Origin of the sequence: Streptomyces sp. NPDC001513 (assembly GCF_042894695.1) — a bacterium.
Taxonomy (GTDB): domain Bacteria; phylum Actinomycetota; class Actinomycetes; order Streptomycetales; family Streptomycetaceae; genus Streptomyces.
Genome location: NZ_JBIAVU010000012.1, coordinates 280,080 through 294,485, shown reverse-complemented (window position 1 = coordinate 294,485; position 14,406 = coordinate 280,080). Strand labels below are relative to the sequence as shown.

Sequence of the window (14,406 nt, the reverse complement as noted above, 5' to 3'; positions counted from 1 at the left end):
GGGTCATCGTCTCATCCGGTGTCTGGATCTCCATACTCCCCGATTCAGAAAGCGCTTTCCATCACCCGAACGAGGGTTGCGCCGCCAGCGTCCGCCATCCTAGCCTGATAGGAGAGAAAGCGCTTTCTATCGATGGAGGAGGAACCATGGAGCGCAGGACGATCAAGATCGCGATGAACGGAGTCACCGGGCGCATGGGGTACCGGCAGCATCTGGTCCGCTCCCTGCTCGCCCTGCGCGAGCAGGGCGGCCTCGATCTCGGTGACGGAACGGCGCTCTGGCCGGAGCCGGTACTCGTGGGGCGCCGGGAGCCGGCCCTGCGGGCCATCGCCGAGCGGCACGGGCTGGAGCACGTCAGCACGGACCTCGCGGCCGTGCTGGCCGATCCGGAGGTCGAGATCTACTTCGACGCGCAGGTCACCAGTGCCCGCGAGGCGGCGGTCCGCCAGGCCATAGCGGCAGGAAAACACGTCTACTGCGAGAAGCCGACGGCCCTGACCTTCGAAGCCTCGCTGGAGCTGGCCCGGCTGGCCGGGGCCGCCGGTATCAAGCACGGCGTGGTCCAGGACAAGCTGTTCCTGCCGGGGCTGCTCAAGCTGAGGCGACTGATCGAGGGCGGCTTCTTCGGCGAGGTCCTGTCCGTGCGCGGAGAATTCGGGTACTGGGTCTTCGAGGGCGACTGGCAGGCCGCGCAGCGGCCGTCATGGAACTACCGCGCACAGGACGGCGGAGGCATCGTCGCCGACATGTTCCCGCACTGGGAGTACCTGCTCCACGAGCTCTTCGGCCGGGTGCGCACGGTGCAGGCCCTCACCCGCACGCACATCGGCCGCCGCTGGGACGAGGCGGGCAAGCCGTACGAGGCCACGGCCGAAGACGCCGCGTACGGGATCTTCGAACTGGAGGGCGGCGCGGTCGCGCAGATCAATTCCTCCTGGGCGGTCCGGGTCCACCGTGACGAACTGGTGGAATTCCAGGTGGACGGAACACACGGATCGGCCGTCGCCGGGCTGCGCGGCTGCCGGATCCAGCACCGCGGGGCGACGCCGAAGCCCGTGTGGAATCCCGATCTGCCGCAGACCGAGGCCTTCCGCTCCCAGTGGCAGGAGGTACCGGACAACAGTCCCGCCGACAACGGCTTCAAGACCCAGTGGGAGCTCTTCCTGCGGCATGTCGTCCTCGACGAGACCTGGTGGTGGGACCTGCTGGCCGGTGCGCGCGGAGTGCAGCTCGCCGAACTGGGCCTGCGCTCCTCGGCCGAGGGCCGGCGGCTGCCGGTGCCGGAGGTGGCGCTGTGAGCATCCGTCTCCCCTCGGCCGACGGCGGGTTCCGCCTGCACCGACCGAACACCGATCCGTATCCCCCGCTCACCTGCGGCCCGGCCCGCAGCCGTGCCTTCTACTCGGCCGCGCACGTGGTCGCCGATCCGCTCGCCGCGTCGGCCGAAGCCGGGCCGGTGGTCGACTGGGAGGCCACGCTGGCCTTCCGGCGCCGGCTGTGGGCACAGGGGCTCGGGGTGGCCGAGGCCATGGACACCGCACAGCGCGGCATGGGCCTGGACTGGCCGACGGCGGCGGAGCTGATCCGCCTCTCGGCGGCCGAGGCCCGGGCGGTGGGCGGCCGGATCGTCTGCGGCGCGAGCACGGACCAGCTCGCGGCCGGCCGTACGCACTCGCTCGCCGAGATCACCGCAGCGTACGAGGAGCAGCTCGCGCACACCGAGGCGTGCGGGGCGGGGGCCGTTCTGATGGCCTCGCGGGCCCTGGCCGAGGCGGCGCGTGGCCCCGAGGACTATCTGGAGGTGTACGGCGGCCTGCTCCGGCAGAGCGGGCGGCCGGTGGTGCTGCACTGGCTGGGGCCCATGTTCGATCCGGCGCTGGCCGGCTATTGGGGCCATGCGGATCTCGACGCGGCCACGGGCGTCTTTCTGAAGATCATCGCCGATTGTCCGGAGAAGGTGGAGGGGATCAAGGTCTCGCTGCTGGACGCGGAGCGGGAGGTGGACATCCGGCGCCGCCTGCCGGCAGGCGTGCGCTGCTACACCGGCGATGACCACCACTACCCCGAGCTGATCGCCGGGGACGGGAAGCTGGCCAGCGACGCACTGCTGGGGACCTTCGACCCGATAGCCCCGATCGCCGCCCGGGCCGCGCTCGCGCTCGACCGGGGTGACACCGACGGCTTCCGGGAGTTGCTGGACCCGACGGTCCCCCTGTCGAGACATCTCTTCGCCCCGCCGACCCGTTTCTACAAGACCGGGGTGGTCCTGCTGGCCTGGCTGGCCGGGTACCAGCAGCACTTCACGATGGTGGGCGGGCTGCAGTCGGCCCGTTCCCTCCCCCATCTGGCGACGGCGTACGAACTGGCCGACGGCCTGGGACTGTTCCCCGATCCCGAGCTCGCGGAAGACCGGATGCGCCGGCTGCTCACCGTGTACGGGGTGTCGTCATGAACGCGGCGCCGGCGCGGTTCAGCCTCAATCAGGAGACGGTCCGCCAGTGGTCCGTGCCCGAGCTGGTCGCCGGGTGCGTGGCGGCCGGAGTGGGCGCCGTCGGGCTCTGGCGCGGACCCGTGCGGGGCTTCGGGGTGCGGGAGACGGCGAAGCTGGTCGCCGGGGCCGGGCTGCGTGTGAGTTCGCTCTGCCGCGGCGGGTTCTTCACCGCGGCCGATCCGGCCGGCCGGGCAGCCGCGCTGGAGGACAACCGCAGGGCGGTGGAGGAGGCCGCCGAGCTGGGCGCCGACACACTGGTCCTGGTGTCGGGCGGGCTGCCCGCGGGCGACCGGGACCTGGTCGGGGCGCGCGGGCGAATAGTGCAGATCCTGGGCGAGTTGGCGCCCTGGGCCGCGCAGCACGGGGTACGGCTGGGGATCGAGGCGTTGCATCCGATGTTCGCCTCGGACCGCTGTGTGGTCTCGACTCTCGGCCAGGCCCTGGACATCGCCGAGCAGTTCCCGGCGGAGCAGGTGGGGGTGGTGGCCGACTCCTACCACCTGTGGTGGGACGAGCGGCTGCCGGCCGACCTGCTCCGGGCCGGCGGGGGCGAGCGCATCGTGTCCGTCCAGGTGGCCGACTGGGTGACCCCGCTGCCGGAGGACGTGCTGCTGGGGCGGGGGCAGCTCGGTGACGGGTCCATAGACCTGCGGGGCTTCCGGCAGCTGGCCGACGCGGCCGGCTACCGGGGCCCGGTGGAGGTGGAGATCTTCAGCCCAGGGCTGTGGGCCCGGGACGGTACCGAGGTGCTGCGGGAGGTGATCGAGCGCTACCGCGAGCACGTGGAGTGAGCGGGCGGGGTCAGCCCTCGTAGTCGTACTTCATGCCGATGCCCAGGGTGCTCTGGGTCGGGAGGATTCCGGCGCCGACGATGTCGAGGACCGGCGGGAGGAGGAGTTCAGCGAGCCGGGCCGCTTCCTGCGGGGTCAGCGCCGACCAGGGGGCCGAGGCGAGTTCGTCGGTGAGCTTCTCGACGGCGGTGCGCAGAGCCAGTCCGGCTGCGGTGGCCGTGCCGTCCTCGGCCAGCAGGTTCCGGGCGGCTAGCCGGTCGCGGGCGGCGTTCCACTCGTCGGCGGACCACTGGCGGCTCTCGAACGACTCGGCCGGGGCGGCTCCGGCACCGGAGTGCAGGACCAGCGACTCGACCGGGTCGAGGTGGTGGGCCTGGAGGGCGGCGAGGTGGCCGTCCCCGCGGTGCTCTCGCAGGATCGTCGCCGCGTGCCAGAGCACGGCGTGCGGAGCGTCGGGCCAGGGCAGGGCGGCGTTGGCGGCGCCCAACGGCCGGCCGGCCGTGGTGGCGGCCTCGGCGGCGCGCCGGGCGAGCCGCGCCGCCTCGGCCAGGTCCGGGGAGGCGATCCGCTCGCCGAGGAGGACCCGAAGGGAGCGGTCCGCGGCGACGGCGCGGGCCGTGAGCACCCCGGCCGGCGGGGCGGTGTGCCAGGACTGCGCGACGTACCGCTCCACCATCCGCGGGCTGAAGCTGAAGAAGAGGGCGTTCACGAGTTCCGGTTCGGCCGGGCCGAGCGGGGCCGCCCGGAAGGCGAAGTACATCGGCCACCGGTCGTCGGTGGCGTAGCCGAGCGCGCCGGCCTCCTCGTAGGCCTCGGGTGCGAAATAGACGATGGCGTGCACGGGTTCGAGCAGCTGCCACAGCTGGCGGACCGTACCCGGTCCGTGTGCGTCGGCGTATGTCATATCGCTTTCCCCCAGGGTCGGTTGGTGCCCTCGACAGCCGGGGGTCAGCGTAGGTCAGGAGGGGTCTGAGGGGGTGGTGAGGGGGTGGTCTCAAGGGTGACATAGCGTGCCCACCATGGATCAGGAGCACATAGCCGGACCGGCCGGTGACGGCGAAGGCGCAGGTAGGCGGCGGTTCCTTGCGATCGCGACGGGCGCGGCCACGGCTGCCGGGCTCGGCGCCGTGGCGGGCTGCGGGGGCGGGGACGGCGGCGCCGACGGGCAGGGCGGAGACCGGACCGGCGGGTCCACGGAGCCGGGCGGGAAGCCGTCGGCGGCGAGCGCGCACGGCTTCGACGTCAAGGCCGAGAACGCGAAGCAGGGGCACGCCGACTGGCCGGTCACCAAGGCGGGGCCGGCGCGGGCGATCGAGGGCTTCGCGGACAAGGTCAGCGTCCTGCCCGGCGAGTCCTTCGGTCTGCACGTGTCGACCACCGCGCCGCGGTTCACCGTCTCCGCCTACCGGATGGGCTGGTACGGCGGGGCCCGGGCCCGGCTGGTGTGGCGCTCCGAGGCCCTCCCGGGGGTACGGCAGCCGGAGCACACGGTGGACGCTGGAACGCGGATGGTGCGCACGCGCTGGGCCCGTACCACCACGGTCGAGACGAAGGACTGGCCGGAGGGCTGCTACCTGCTGCGGCTCGACGCGCAGGGCGGCGAGGGGCAGCGCTTCGTGCCGGTGACCGTCCGGTCCGCGGCGACGGCCGGGCGTACGGTCGTGGTCAACGCCGTAGCCACCTGGCAGGCGTACAACCGGTGGGGCGGCTACGGCAGCTACGACGGCCCCACCGGCGGCTACGCCTCGCGCTCGCTCGCCGTGACCTTCGACCGGCCGTACGAGTACGACGACGGCGCGGGCCTCTTCCTGGTGTACGAGGCCCCGCTGATCGCGCTGGCCGAGCGGCTCGGCATACCCCTGGCGTACGCGACCACGACCGACGTGGCACGGGAGAAGCGGCTGCTGGAGGGTGCGGCAGCAGTGCTCTCGCTCGGGCACGACGAGTACTGGTCCCCGGAGCAGCGGGCCCACTTCACGGCCGCCCGCGACGCCGGCACCAACATCGCGATCCTGGGCGCGAACTGCTGCTTCCGCCGGGTCCGGCTGGAGGCCTCCGACCTGGGACCGGACCGGACGCTAGTCTGCTACAAGTCCTCCTACGACCAGGACCCCGGGTTCAAGCGGGGCCATCCGGCGACGGTGGACTTTCGCTCGGCGCCCGGCGCGGACCCGGAGAGCTCGTTGCTCGGCGTGATCTACGACGGCTATCCGGTGGACGCCCCGTACGTGGTGACCAACCCGGGCCATTGGCTGTTCGAGGGCACCGGCGCGCGGGCCGGCGACCGCTTCGAGCACCTGGTCGGGGTGGAGTACGACAAGGTCAACACCGGTTTCCCGACTCCCAGGCCGATCGAGATACTGGCCCACTCACCCGTGGTGTGCGAGGGCCGACCCAGCCACCAGGACACGGCGTACTACACGGTGGCGAGCGGAGCGGGGGTGTTCGCGACCGGCACGATGCGGTGGGTGGAGGCCCTGGACGCGACGGGCGACGGCCGCAGCGGACGGAACCACGGGCTGGACGCGCGGTCCGGGGCGCTGACCACCCGGGTGACGGAGAACCTGCTGCGGGTGTTCGCGGCGGGTCCGGCGGGACGGTCGCACCCGGCGCAGGACAACGTCAAGGCGGTGTACGGGGGTTCCTGACACCGGTGGCGTCCGGGACGGCGGCGTGGGGTGGACTTCGCGCGGACGGGATGCCTAGGATCGTGATCACGGCATCGCGTGTCGGTCACCGGCTGGGTGAGGCATGGAGGCGCCCGTGATGTGCCTTTCGGAGGCATTCACTCATGTCTGTGCACCTGAACCACACGATCATCCACTCCCGTGACAACCGGGAGTCCGCCACATTCCTGGCGGACGTCCTCGGCCTCCAGGTCGGGGAGGAGTGGGGACCCTTCATCCCCGTCGAAACCGCCAACGGCGTCACCCTGGACTTCGCGACCATCCCGGCCGAGTCCATCACCCCGCAGCACTACGCGTTCCTCCTCTCCGAGGAGGAGTTCGACGTGGCGTTCGAGAAGATCCGGGCCGCGGGCGTCCCGTACTTCGCGGATCCGCACGGCAAGCACCCCGGCGAGATCAACCACCACGACGGGGGCCGCGGCGTCTACTTCACGGATCCCGCGGGGCACGGGATGGAGATCATCACGCGCCCGTACGGCTTCCAGGAGCCGGGCACCGACGGCTGAGCCCCGATCCCCCTCATGAACCGGTGGCGGTCATGCGGTCCATGACCGCCACCGGCAGGGCCCGGTTCAGCGCCGCCGCCTCCGCCGTCTCCTCGTCGCCGAGCAGCCCGATCAGGACCGGCACGGGCAGCCGGGGATGGCGGGCGGCCGTCGCCCGTACGTCATCGTCCGGGTCGTCGAGCATCCGTACCGCGGAGTCCGCCGACAGCCGGGGGTCGGCCGCTGCGCGCACGCGGACCTCGGCGTCCTCGTCCCGGCTGAACCGTTCCACCAGCTCGGCCGTCGAGTCCGGGTCGTCGAGGGCCAGTTGCCGCAGCCGCGGATGCGGGTCCTCGGCGTAGCGGAGCAGGTCGCGCCGCGGGAAGTTCGGGTGCCCGTACGGCCGGTCGGGGGTGGAGAGGCTGCCGTTCCACCACTGCCACACCTTCAGCAGCATGTCGGCCGGCGCGTCGTCACACCGCTCGGCGAGGAAGAGGCGTACGACCCGGTCCTCGTCCCGGGCCAGCCGTTCCACCACGTCCGGCGGGAGCCGTCGGGCCATCGCGACGCTGCTGCGCAGCAGCACGTGGCCGGAGGCCGCGAGGCGGCGCATGGCCTCCTCGTCGTCGTGCAGCGCGACCACCCAGGGGATGGCGTGCCGCATCCGCCGCGGGTCGACGTCCACGTCCACGGCGGCCCGCTGCTCCTCCGTCAGCTCGGGTCGCAGGGACACCGCGAGGCGTACGTCGTCCTCCGGGTCGGCGGCGAGGAGCTCGACCAGGTCGGGGTCCAGGTAGCGGTTTTCGGCGAGGCGCCTGCGCGGCTTCGGGGCCGCGCCGGCGCAGAGGCGTGCGGCGAGGTCCCGGTCCAGCCGGAGCCCGGCGATGTCATGGGCGGCGTTCACGGCCTCGTAGTCCGCCTCGGTGATCGGCTCCGCCTCGTGCCGGGCCACCACGGCGGCCAGCCGCACCCGCTCGACCGGGTCCGCGCTCAGCCTGGCCCGGGCCTCGGGACCGAGGTGTGGCCAGGCCGCGTGGCAGGCCGCCGATCGGACGGCGGGGACCGGGTCGGCGGTCAGGGCCACCGCCAGGGCGGAGGGTACGGCGGGCAGTTCGAGGAGGGCTTCCCGGACCGCGCCGGACGGGTCCTCGGCGAGCACCGCGTACGCCTCGTCCGTGAGCCGGGCGGCTGCCGCGGCCGCGACCGTGAGGAGGGCGTATCGCCGCCGTCCGGCCTCTTCTCCCAGCAGCAGCCGGGACCAGCGCTCGGCCGACATCCCCCGCTGGACCCGGGTCTCCGCGAGCCGGGCGCGCACCGTCCACTCGGGGTGGTCCACGGCCGCGTCCAGCACCGATTCGGGCAGGTCACGGCGCCAGAGCAGGTGGCCCCGGGTGGTGTCCAGCAGCCGCACCAGGATCCGGTCGGGCACGGCACGGTTCCACGCCAGGGCCTCACGGACCCGCCCCGCGACGGCCGTCCCGTACTCCAGCCCGGCCCATTCGTCCCCGGCTCCCCGCGTGCTCCCCATCCGGGAGAAGGTAATCGGTGATCCGGGCCCCGGATCACCCGGGCCCTTGCACGGCCTGCACCTGCCCATCGCCGTCCACGGTGAGCGCCACCCGTTCGACCCGGTTGCCGACCACCAGCGCGATCCACACGATGCCCCAGAGCAGGCAGGTGAACACGGTCAGGATGGCGTGGAGCACATGGTTCACCGGCTGCCCGCGCACGAGGACCGCCTGCGTCGGGGAGCGGGACTCCACCCGCCAGCCGGTCGCGACGTACTCGCTCACGGTCCAGTCGAGGATCGCCGTCCGCCGAGCCGCGTCGACGGGGCGACCGTCCCCGGGCGGCAGCAGGTACTCCGGCGGTTGCGGCGGCACCCGCCAGTGCCGCCCTTCCTCACGCTGCCAACGCTCCGACATCCGGCTCGCCTCCCCGCACCATCGGTCCGGTGACCTTCGTCTGCTCGGCCATGCATCCAGCCTGCGCGACCGCGGGGAGTCCGGCACGCCGAGCGCGGTCGCCCTCCGGAGAGGGGGTCGAACTTATGTGCGTGACGTGTCGTTCCGAGCAGCATGAGCCAGAGGCGTAACAGCAGGGCCGTGCGGGGCCCTCGCGCGTCACAGACCTGTCACGGCCACTCCATGGCAGCCGGCACCCCGGCAGAGTGGCGCGATGCGCACACACCACGCCGTCACCCTCCTCGCCGCCGCTGCATGCCTCGCGCTGACCGGCTGCTCGGACGCGGACGCGGACCACGCAGGCATGAGCGACGAGGGCAAGCCGGCCGCCTCGTCACCCGCTCCCCAGCAGAGCACGGTTCCTGAGTCTCCCGGCTCCCCAGCTTCCGCCGCCGGCATCCCGCCCAGCCCCGCCCCCGCGCAGCGCACCATCTACCTCGCGGCGCTCAACAAGATCGACCCCGAGATCGTCAACGGCAATGACGACAAAGCCATTGCTCGGGGCCTGAGTCAGTGCCAGTCCATGAAGGACGAGAAGGACCCGACCAAACGCGTCGAGTCCACGAACAGGCGTTTCATCGGCCCCAACCACCCAGACGGCTTCGGTCCCACCAAGGCCGCCTTCATCCTCGCCGCCGTACAGACCAATCTCTGCCCCACGTACTGACGAGGCCACCGACCGCCTCGGTGCGGGTGGACGTGGAGACAGCCGCCCGGGGCGGGGCCCCGGGCGGCGGCGACACGCACAGAGTGCGGCCGCCCATACGCTTCACAGTGCCGCTTTGCTGTCACTCGCGACGTGGGGGCGGACGTGGGTGAGGAGCAGTTCCAGGAACCGTTCGGGGTGCCGGAGCGCCGCGAAGTGGCTGGCGTCTTCGATCAGCGCGAACGCTTTGACGGGGGCTTCGACAGCGTTGAAGTACGCTTGGGCGCGCACCGCGGGGGTGATGACGTCACGGGCGCCCTGGAAAACGAAGAACGGCAGCTCGAAGCGGGTGCCGTCGGCCCAGTCGTCGAATGCCCCCGTCCCCTCGGTGACGGGGGCGGAGAAGGCTTGGCCCTGGAAGTAGGCCTTGATGCGGCCGAGCGAGTACAGCGGGGACAGCCACAGCGAACCGATGATCACCTTCTTCACGGTGTCCAGGGTCAGCGGGTCGCTACCGGCGCACAGCTTGTCGTACGTGGAACGCTGAGCCGAGCTCCAGCGCCCCGGGTCGGAGCCCATGGCCTCCACCTTCGCCACGTCCTTGGCTTTTCCCGCAGCCCGCAACCGCTCGAGCGTGCCCCGGTAGGCAGAGGTGTCCCGGCCCGCCTCCTGGATGTTCTGGTCCGTACCCACGTACACCGAGAAGAGCTCGGGACGACTGCGGGCCAGCCTGAGTCCAAGGGTCGTGCCGAAGGAGCTCGCGAGCAGTACGACCTTGTCCACGGCCAGCCGGCGCCGGATGTGTTCCGTGACCTCCAGGGCGTCCTCGTACAGCCGGTCGAAGTCCAGTGCGCCCTGCCCTTGCGCGCCCCCATGGGCGAAGGTCAGGCCCGCGCCGCGCATGTCCCAGCGCACAAGGGTGAAGTGTTCTTCCCAGCCGCGGGTACGAGGCCCGTAAGGGGAGTGGGCGGCGCCCGGTCCACCATGAATCTCGAGAACCACGGGGTTGCCTCGATCTTCGCCCCGGACCGCGATCCACTGACCGATCCCGCCGATGCTCACGATGCCCTGCTCGTCGATACCGGCCGGCGAGTCGATCCGCATCGAGCGGGCGTTCGCCGAGCGCCGCACCGCGCGATGAGCGAAGAGTCCCACAACTGGTGTGGCGATCGTGGCCAGCCCTGCGGCGAGCACGGCACCCATCATTCCTGTTTCTCCAGACATGGTTCTGGCATCGCGGTGTTCCCACGCACGCCAATGGATTCCGCCCCTCCAGCAGGCGGACGGCTGAAAAGCGGGAGCGAATGCCGACCGGGACACGACGGGATCGAAGCCGACAGCCTGCCCCTGCCCGGGAGACCGGCGGAGCCGCAACAACCCTGCCCGGCGCCGCTCCTCGATGACTCCACCCTCTCCTGATACATCCTAATGATCAACGTAGACTTCGCGCGCCGATCGATTAGCGTGGGGTTATCACCGGGGGCGGACGTGGAACTGCGGGACATCGAGATATTCCTGACCCTGGCCCAGGAACTGCATTTCGGCCGGACCGCCGAGCGGTTGCGGATCTCGCAGGCCCGGGTCAGCCAGGTGATCAAGAAACAGGAACGGCGTATCGGAGCCGACCTCTTCGAGCGCACCAGCCGCACCGTGTCACTCACCCCAGTCGGACACACCCTTCGCGGCGAACTGCAACAGGCGTACGACCTGATCCACGGCGGACTGGCCCGGGCCGGCGAAGCCGCAACCGGCCTGAGCGGGAACCTCCGCCTGGGAGTCATGGGGGCCCTGGGCCACGAAATGCGCCCCGTCATCGACGCCTTCCGAGCCGTCCACCCTCGCTGTGACGTGGACATCGTGGAGTACCACTTCAGCGGCCCCTTCGACCTGCTCCGCACCGGCGATTGCGACCTGCAGTTGATGTGGCTGCCGGTGCATGAACCCGACCTCAGCGTCGGCCCGACCATTCTGACCGAGGGACGCGTCCTCGCAGTCGCGTCCGGCTCGATACTGGCCCAGCAACCGTGGGTGTCGATGGAGGATCTCGGTGGCCGGACCGTCCTCGACCCCGGTCGGAAGGTACCCGACTACTGGGGGGAGGCCATGATTCCCAAGCACACACCTGCCGGGCGCCGGATACCGCGCGGTCCGGCCGCCCGGACCTTCCACGAGATACTGGCCCTCATCGCCGACGGGCAGATCGTCAGTCCCCTCAACTCCCATGTCCAGCACTACTACACGCCACCCGGCATCACCTTCGTGCCGATCGACGACGCCCCGCTCACCCAGTGGGCGCTGGTCTGGCCATCCGCAGCCGAAACCCCGCGACTTAGGGCCTTCGTGAACAGCGCGCGCGACCAAGGGACCCGTGCCATCGGGGAAAGTGCCTCCTGAGCACGTTCTCCAGCCTCGGGCCGCGTGATCCGAAGCGACAGAGCCCCGCCGGGCGGCGAATTCCAGGAGTGGTTGCAACACCGTGGTGAGTTGATCAAGCCGCGAGCAGTTTAGACAGGCGCTCGGCTGGGGCTTCCCAGCCGAGCGCCTTGCGTGGGCGGCTGTTCAGTTCGGCCGCGACGGCGGCCAGGTCCTCGGGGGTGTGGACCGTCAGGTCGGTGCCCTTGGGGAAGTACTGCCGTAGCAGCCCGTTCGTGTTCTCGTTCGACCCGCGCTGCCAGGGGCTGGCCGGGTCGCAGAAGTAGAACGGGATGTCGGTGGCCACCGTAAATGCGCGGTGGGCCGCCATCTCCGAGCCCTGGTCCCAGGTCAGCGACCGCCAAAGATGCCGTGGAAGCTTTTCCACGGTTGTGGCGAGAGCATTGCGGGTGGCCTGCGCGTTGTGGTTGGTGGACAGGTGGACGAGCATGACGTGGCGAGTGGAGCGCTCGACCAGGGTTCCGATGGCGGAGCGGCCGTCCTTGCCGATGATGAGGTCGCCTTCCCAGTGGCCCGGGACCGCCCGGTCGGCGACTTCGGCGGGACGTTCGCTGATCATGACCATGTTCTTGACCGGGCGGCTGATGTACTTGGCGGCGTGGCGGTGCGGCCGGCGGTATGCCCGTCCGGTGCGAAGAGCCCCTGTCAGTTCGCGGCGCAGTTCCCCGCGGCCGGCGTCTCCTGAACAGCGCATCGCCCCCTTTCGACCCCTTTGGGCCGGTAGGGGGCGCTTTCGTGCGTTCTGGTTCAAGGCTGACTCAGCGCTTCGATGGCGTTCACGACCAGAGACCGTGCTGAGGCGCCGTACACGGCCATGCCGCGCAGCTGCTCGAACGCCTTCAGGTACAGCGCGATCTCAGAAGGCTGCGTGATGTTGACCTCCGCCGAGAGCAGCTCCACCGACACGAACGTGTCGTCGTAGACATGAAACGTCTCCACTGGCCACACCGTGCGCGGGTCCACCGCGCGCGGAATCACCCCCAGGGAGACCGCTGGCAGGGCGCCCGCGGTCAGGAGGTAACCGAGCTGGGCTGCCATCGCGTCGGGGTTGCCCATCCGGTAGTACAGCGCTGCCTCCTCGATCACAAGAACGGCGCGACGGCCTGGCTCGTGGATGACTCGGGACCGTTCGACCCGTGCCCGCGCGGCCTCGTCCCTCTCATTGGGGTAGCCGCGAAAGCGGGCGATGACTCCGAGCAGGCCCCCCGCGTATCCCTCTGTCTGCAGCAGGCCGGGCACGAGAGTGGATGAGTAGATCCGGAACAGCTTGGTCTGCTGGAAGAACTGAGGCCAGGAGTTCTGCAGCTTCTTCAGGCCCTGAACCTGGTGCCGCCACTCGCTGTACATGGACTCGGCGTGCACGGACCGGACTACGAGGTCGGGCGCCTCATCCGGATGGCCGCAGGCGCGGCACCAGCGTTGTACGTTGCGGGCGGAGGGCGCCGTGCGCGCGTTCTCGATGCGGGAAGTCTTGGAGTGGTGCCATCCGCAGAGCCCGGCCAGCTCGGCAACGGTAAGTCCCGCGCCTCTGCGAAGGTCGCGCAGCCGTGCGGCGACGGCTTCGCGGGCGGCCTGCGCAGAAGACGACGGGGACGTGGGCATGGAGCGTCAGACCGTCCTGTCAGATCGGGTACTCGGCGTGCGGCGTGGCCCTCGTCCAGACGGCTTCGAAGGCTTCGGCGCACAGCTTGGCCGACGTCGGATCGTTGGTGATCTCCTCGCCGAGCGATGACCCGTCGCCCGCGAAGTGATTCCAGTGGACCCACTCGTCGTCGAACAGCCAGAAGTCGTTGCCCGGCAGCGCAATGTCCGAGGCTCGGCGGCGCGGTAGCCAGCGCACTTCCTCGCCGGCCGCGATGTTCGTGAACGTCCCGTCGTGGAGGAAGCGGGTGTACTCGCTGACCGGCTCGGACACGATGCGGGCCCGGCGGATCACCACGCCGCGGCCCACCGCCTCGGCCACGAGGTCGAGCCAGGGGCGCCACCAGGCCGACCTGTTGGCCGGGTCGTGCCGGTATCCGGCCCGCCAGTCCGCGAACGGGCCGGTCTCATAGTCGACGGCGTAGGTGTCGCGCATCTCCAGGTGCAGGGCCGTGGCGCACCGGGCCATCAGTTCATCGAAGGTGGGCGTCGAGGTCATCGCAGACCTCCCTGATGATGTGGACCATGCGGGCGGGGACCCGGATGACGGCCTCTCCTTCGGGGATGCCCTTGGCGTGACCGGGTACTTCGGTCGCCGCGCACTCGGCTTCGACTTCCGGGCTGGACTTCCACCCTTGCAGCACAAGTTCCCCCTGTTCCAGGTCCGCCCAGACGGTGGGGCTCTGCTTGTCTCCGGTGCTCGGATCGATCCCCACGAACACTAACGCCATGTCAGCCTCCCGTATCGGCCTGTGCACTTCTGTGCATCACCGTCGTGGCTCAGGCGATGCCCATCAAGGTGTTGATGCAGCCAAGCCCCTGCCCGGTAGACGGTGTGCACAGATCTGCACATTGCTGGTGATGGTGCACAAGACGCTCCCACTGTGGGTGCACCACCCGCTGACGACGGTAGGGAGTACCGGCATGACCAGCACACGGGCCGACTGGCAAGCGGCAAAGGACGTCGTAGACGCCGCCCTCGTGGCCTACACCCGGAAGCCTGCGGACCGGGACATCGAGGCCCTGACCAGGCAGCTCCTCCATCACGGTGGACTGCTCCGTTCCGAGGTGGAGACTCTGCCCACGTCGACCGCCGCGCTCACCGACTGGGAAGCACTCACGAGCACCGGTCCCGGCGACGGCCCGCTCGGCGGCTGGATTCACGCCCGCGCCCTGGCCCGTGTCGCCCGCCGGATGCTCAAGCTCCTCGGCGCGGAAACCCGGTGAGCTCGGCCAGGAGTACTGCGTGTACTGCGACAAGCACGTCG

15 protein-coding genes and 1 pseudogene are annotated in these 14,406 nt (G+C 70.8%); 8 read left to right on the top strand and 8 right to left on the bottom strand.

Annotated features, from left to right (window positions below; translation table 11 throughout):
- The first annotated feature begins 146 nt into the window (after window positions 1-146).
- The 3 genes from ACFYZ4_RS27065 to ACFYZ4_RS27055 are packed head-to-tail and all read left to right on the top strand — an operon-like array spanning window position 147 to window position 3,282.
- Window positions 147-1,298, top strand: a complete 1,152-nt coding sequence (locus ACFYZ4_RS27065; RefSeq protein WP_390785050.1) for a Gfo/Idh/MocA family protein — start codon at window positions 147-149, stop codon at window positions 1,296-1,298.
- Entirely contained in the window at window positions 1,295-2,452 is a 1,158-nt protein-coding gene (locus tag ACFYZ4_RS27060) for a dihydrodipicolinate synthase family protein (RefSeq protein WP_390785049.1), read from the top strand. Before ACFYZ4_RS27065 ends, ACFYZ4_RS27060 begins: the two co-directional genes overlap by 4 nt.
- Window positions 2,449-3,282 (top strand): sugar phosphate isomerase/epimerase family protein, encoded by an 834-nt coding sequence (locus ACFYZ4_RS27055; protein ID WP_390785048.1) that lies wholly within the window; start codon window positions 2,449-2,451, stop codon window positions 3,280-3,282. The genes ACFYZ4_RS27060 and ACFYZ4_RS27055 overlap by 4 nt, the downstream gene beginning before the upstream one ends.
- A gap of 10 nt (window positions 3,283-3,292) precedes the next feature.
- On the opposite strand, the gene ACFYZ4_RS27050 is transcribed toward ACFYZ4_RS27055, so the two are convergent.
- Window positions 3,293-4,186, bottom strand: coding sequence for a hypothetical protein (locus ACFYZ4_RS27050; RefSeq protein ID WP_390785047.1), 894 nt, complete (start codon window positions 4,184-4,186; stop codon window positions 3,293-3,295).
- Between the two features lie 115 nt (window positions 4,187-4,301).
- Between ACFYZ4_RS27050 and ACFYZ4_RS27045 the strand changes: the two genes are divergently transcribed.
- Window positions 4,302-5,930, top strand: coding sequence for a N,N-dimethylformamidase beta subunit family domain-containing protein (locus tag ACFYZ4_RS27045; RefSeq protein ID WP_351299830.1), 1,629 nt, complete (start codon window positions 4,302-4,304; stop codon window positions 5,928-5,930).
- Window positions 5,931-6,073: 143 nt separating this feature from the next.
- A complete protein-coding gene (locus ACFYZ4_RS27040; RefSeq protein WP_351299833.1) occupies window positions 6,074-6,475 on the top strand; it encodes a VOC family protein in 402 nt (133 codons plus the stop codon).
- A gap of 13 nt (window positions 6,476-6,488) precedes the next feature.
- On the opposite strand, the gene ACFYZ4_RS27035 is transcribed toward ACFYZ4_RS27040, so the two are convergent.
- Together ACFYZ4_RS27035 and ACFYZ4_RS27030 are read right to left on the bottom strand one after the other, a co-directional pair.
- A complete protein-coding gene (locus ACFYZ4_RS27035) occupies window positions 6,489-7,982 on the bottom strand; it encodes a PE-PGRS family protein (protein ID WP_390785046.1) in 1,494 nt (497 codons plus the stop codon).
- A gap of 34 nt (window positions 7,983-8,016) precedes the next feature.
- On the bottom strand, window positions 8,017-8,379 hold the full coding sequence (locus ACFYZ4_RS27030; RefSeq protein WP_351304723.1) for a hypothetical protein: 363 nt from the start codon (window positions 8,377-8,379) through the stop codon (window positions 8,017-8,019).
- A gap of 253 nt (window positions 8,380-8,632) precedes the next feature.
- Between ACFYZ4_RS27030 and ACFYZ4_RS27025 the strand changes: the two genes are divergently transcribed.
- On the top strand, window positions 8,633-9,085 hold the full coding sequence (locus ACFYZ4_RS27025) for a DUF732 domain-containing protein (RefSeq protein ID WP_351304725.1): 453 nt from the start codon (window positions 8,633-8,635) through the stop codon (window positions 9,083-9,085).
- A gap of 102 nt (window positions 9,086-9,187) precedes the next feature.
- Here the strand turns inward: ACFYZ4_RS27025 and ACFYZ4_RS27020 are convergent, their stop codons facing one another.
- Window positions 9,188-10,258 (bottom strand): alpha/beta fold hydrolase, encoded by a 1,071-nt coding sequence (locus ACFYZ4_RS27020; protein ID WP_390785045.1) that lies wholly within the window; start codon window positions 10,256-10,258, stop codon window positions 9,188-9,190.
- Window positions 10,259-10,552: 294 nt separating this feature from the next.
- Between ACFYZ4_RS27020 and ACFYZ4_RS27015 the strand changes: the two genes are divergently transcribed.
- Complete coding sequence (locus tag ACFYZ4_RS27015) at window positions 10,553-11,458, top strand: LysR family transcriptional regulator (protein ID WP_351304728.1); 906 nt, start codon at window positions 10,553-10,555, stop codon at window positions 11,456-11,458.
- A gap of 94 nt (window positions 11,459-11,552) precedes the next feature.
- Here the strand turns inward: ACFYZ4_RS27015 and ACFYZ4_RS27010 are convergent.
- The 4 genes and pseudogenes from ACFYZ4_RS27010 to ACFYZ4_RS26995 form a co-directional block, all read right to left on the bottom strand.
- Window positions 11,553-12,170 (bottom strand): annotated as a pseudogene (locus tag ACFYZ4_RS27010) (IS30 family transposase); the annotation flags it as partial.
- 74 nt (window positions 12,171-12,244) lie between these two features.
- On the bottom strand, window positions 12,245-13,099 hold the full coding sequence (locus ACFYZ4_RS27005; protein WP_351304037.1) for a helix-turn-helix transcriptional regulator: 855 nt from the start codon (window positions 13,097-13,099) through the stop codon (window positions 12,245-12,247).
- A 19-nt stretch (window positions 13,100-13,118) separates the two neighbouring features.
- On the bottom strand, window positions 13,119-13,637 hold the full coding sequence (locus ACFYZ4_RS27000; RefSeq protein ID WP_351304040.1) for a DUF6879 family protein: 519 nt from the start codon (window positions 13,635-13,637) through the stop codon (window positions 13,119-13,121).
- Window positions 13,612-13,869 (bottom strand): hypothetical protein, encoded by a 258-nt coding sequence (locus tag ACFYZ4_RS26995; RefSeq protein WP_351304043.1) that lies wholly within the window; start codon window positions 13,867-13,869, stop codon window positions 13,612-13,614. Before ACFYZ4_RS26995 ends, ACFYZ4_RS27000 begins: the two co-directional genes overlap by 26 nt.
- A gap of 193 nt (window positions 13,870-14,062) precedes the next feature.
- Between ACFYZ4_RS26995 and ACFYZ4_RS26990 the strand changes: the two genes are divergently transcribed.
- Entirely contained in the window at window positions 14,063-14,365 is a 303-nt protein-coding gene (locus ACFYZ4_RS26990) for a DUF6415 family natural product biosynthesis protein (RefSeq protein ID WP_351304046.1), read from the top strand.
- The last annotated feature ends 41 nt before the right edge of the window (window positions 14,366-14,406 follow it).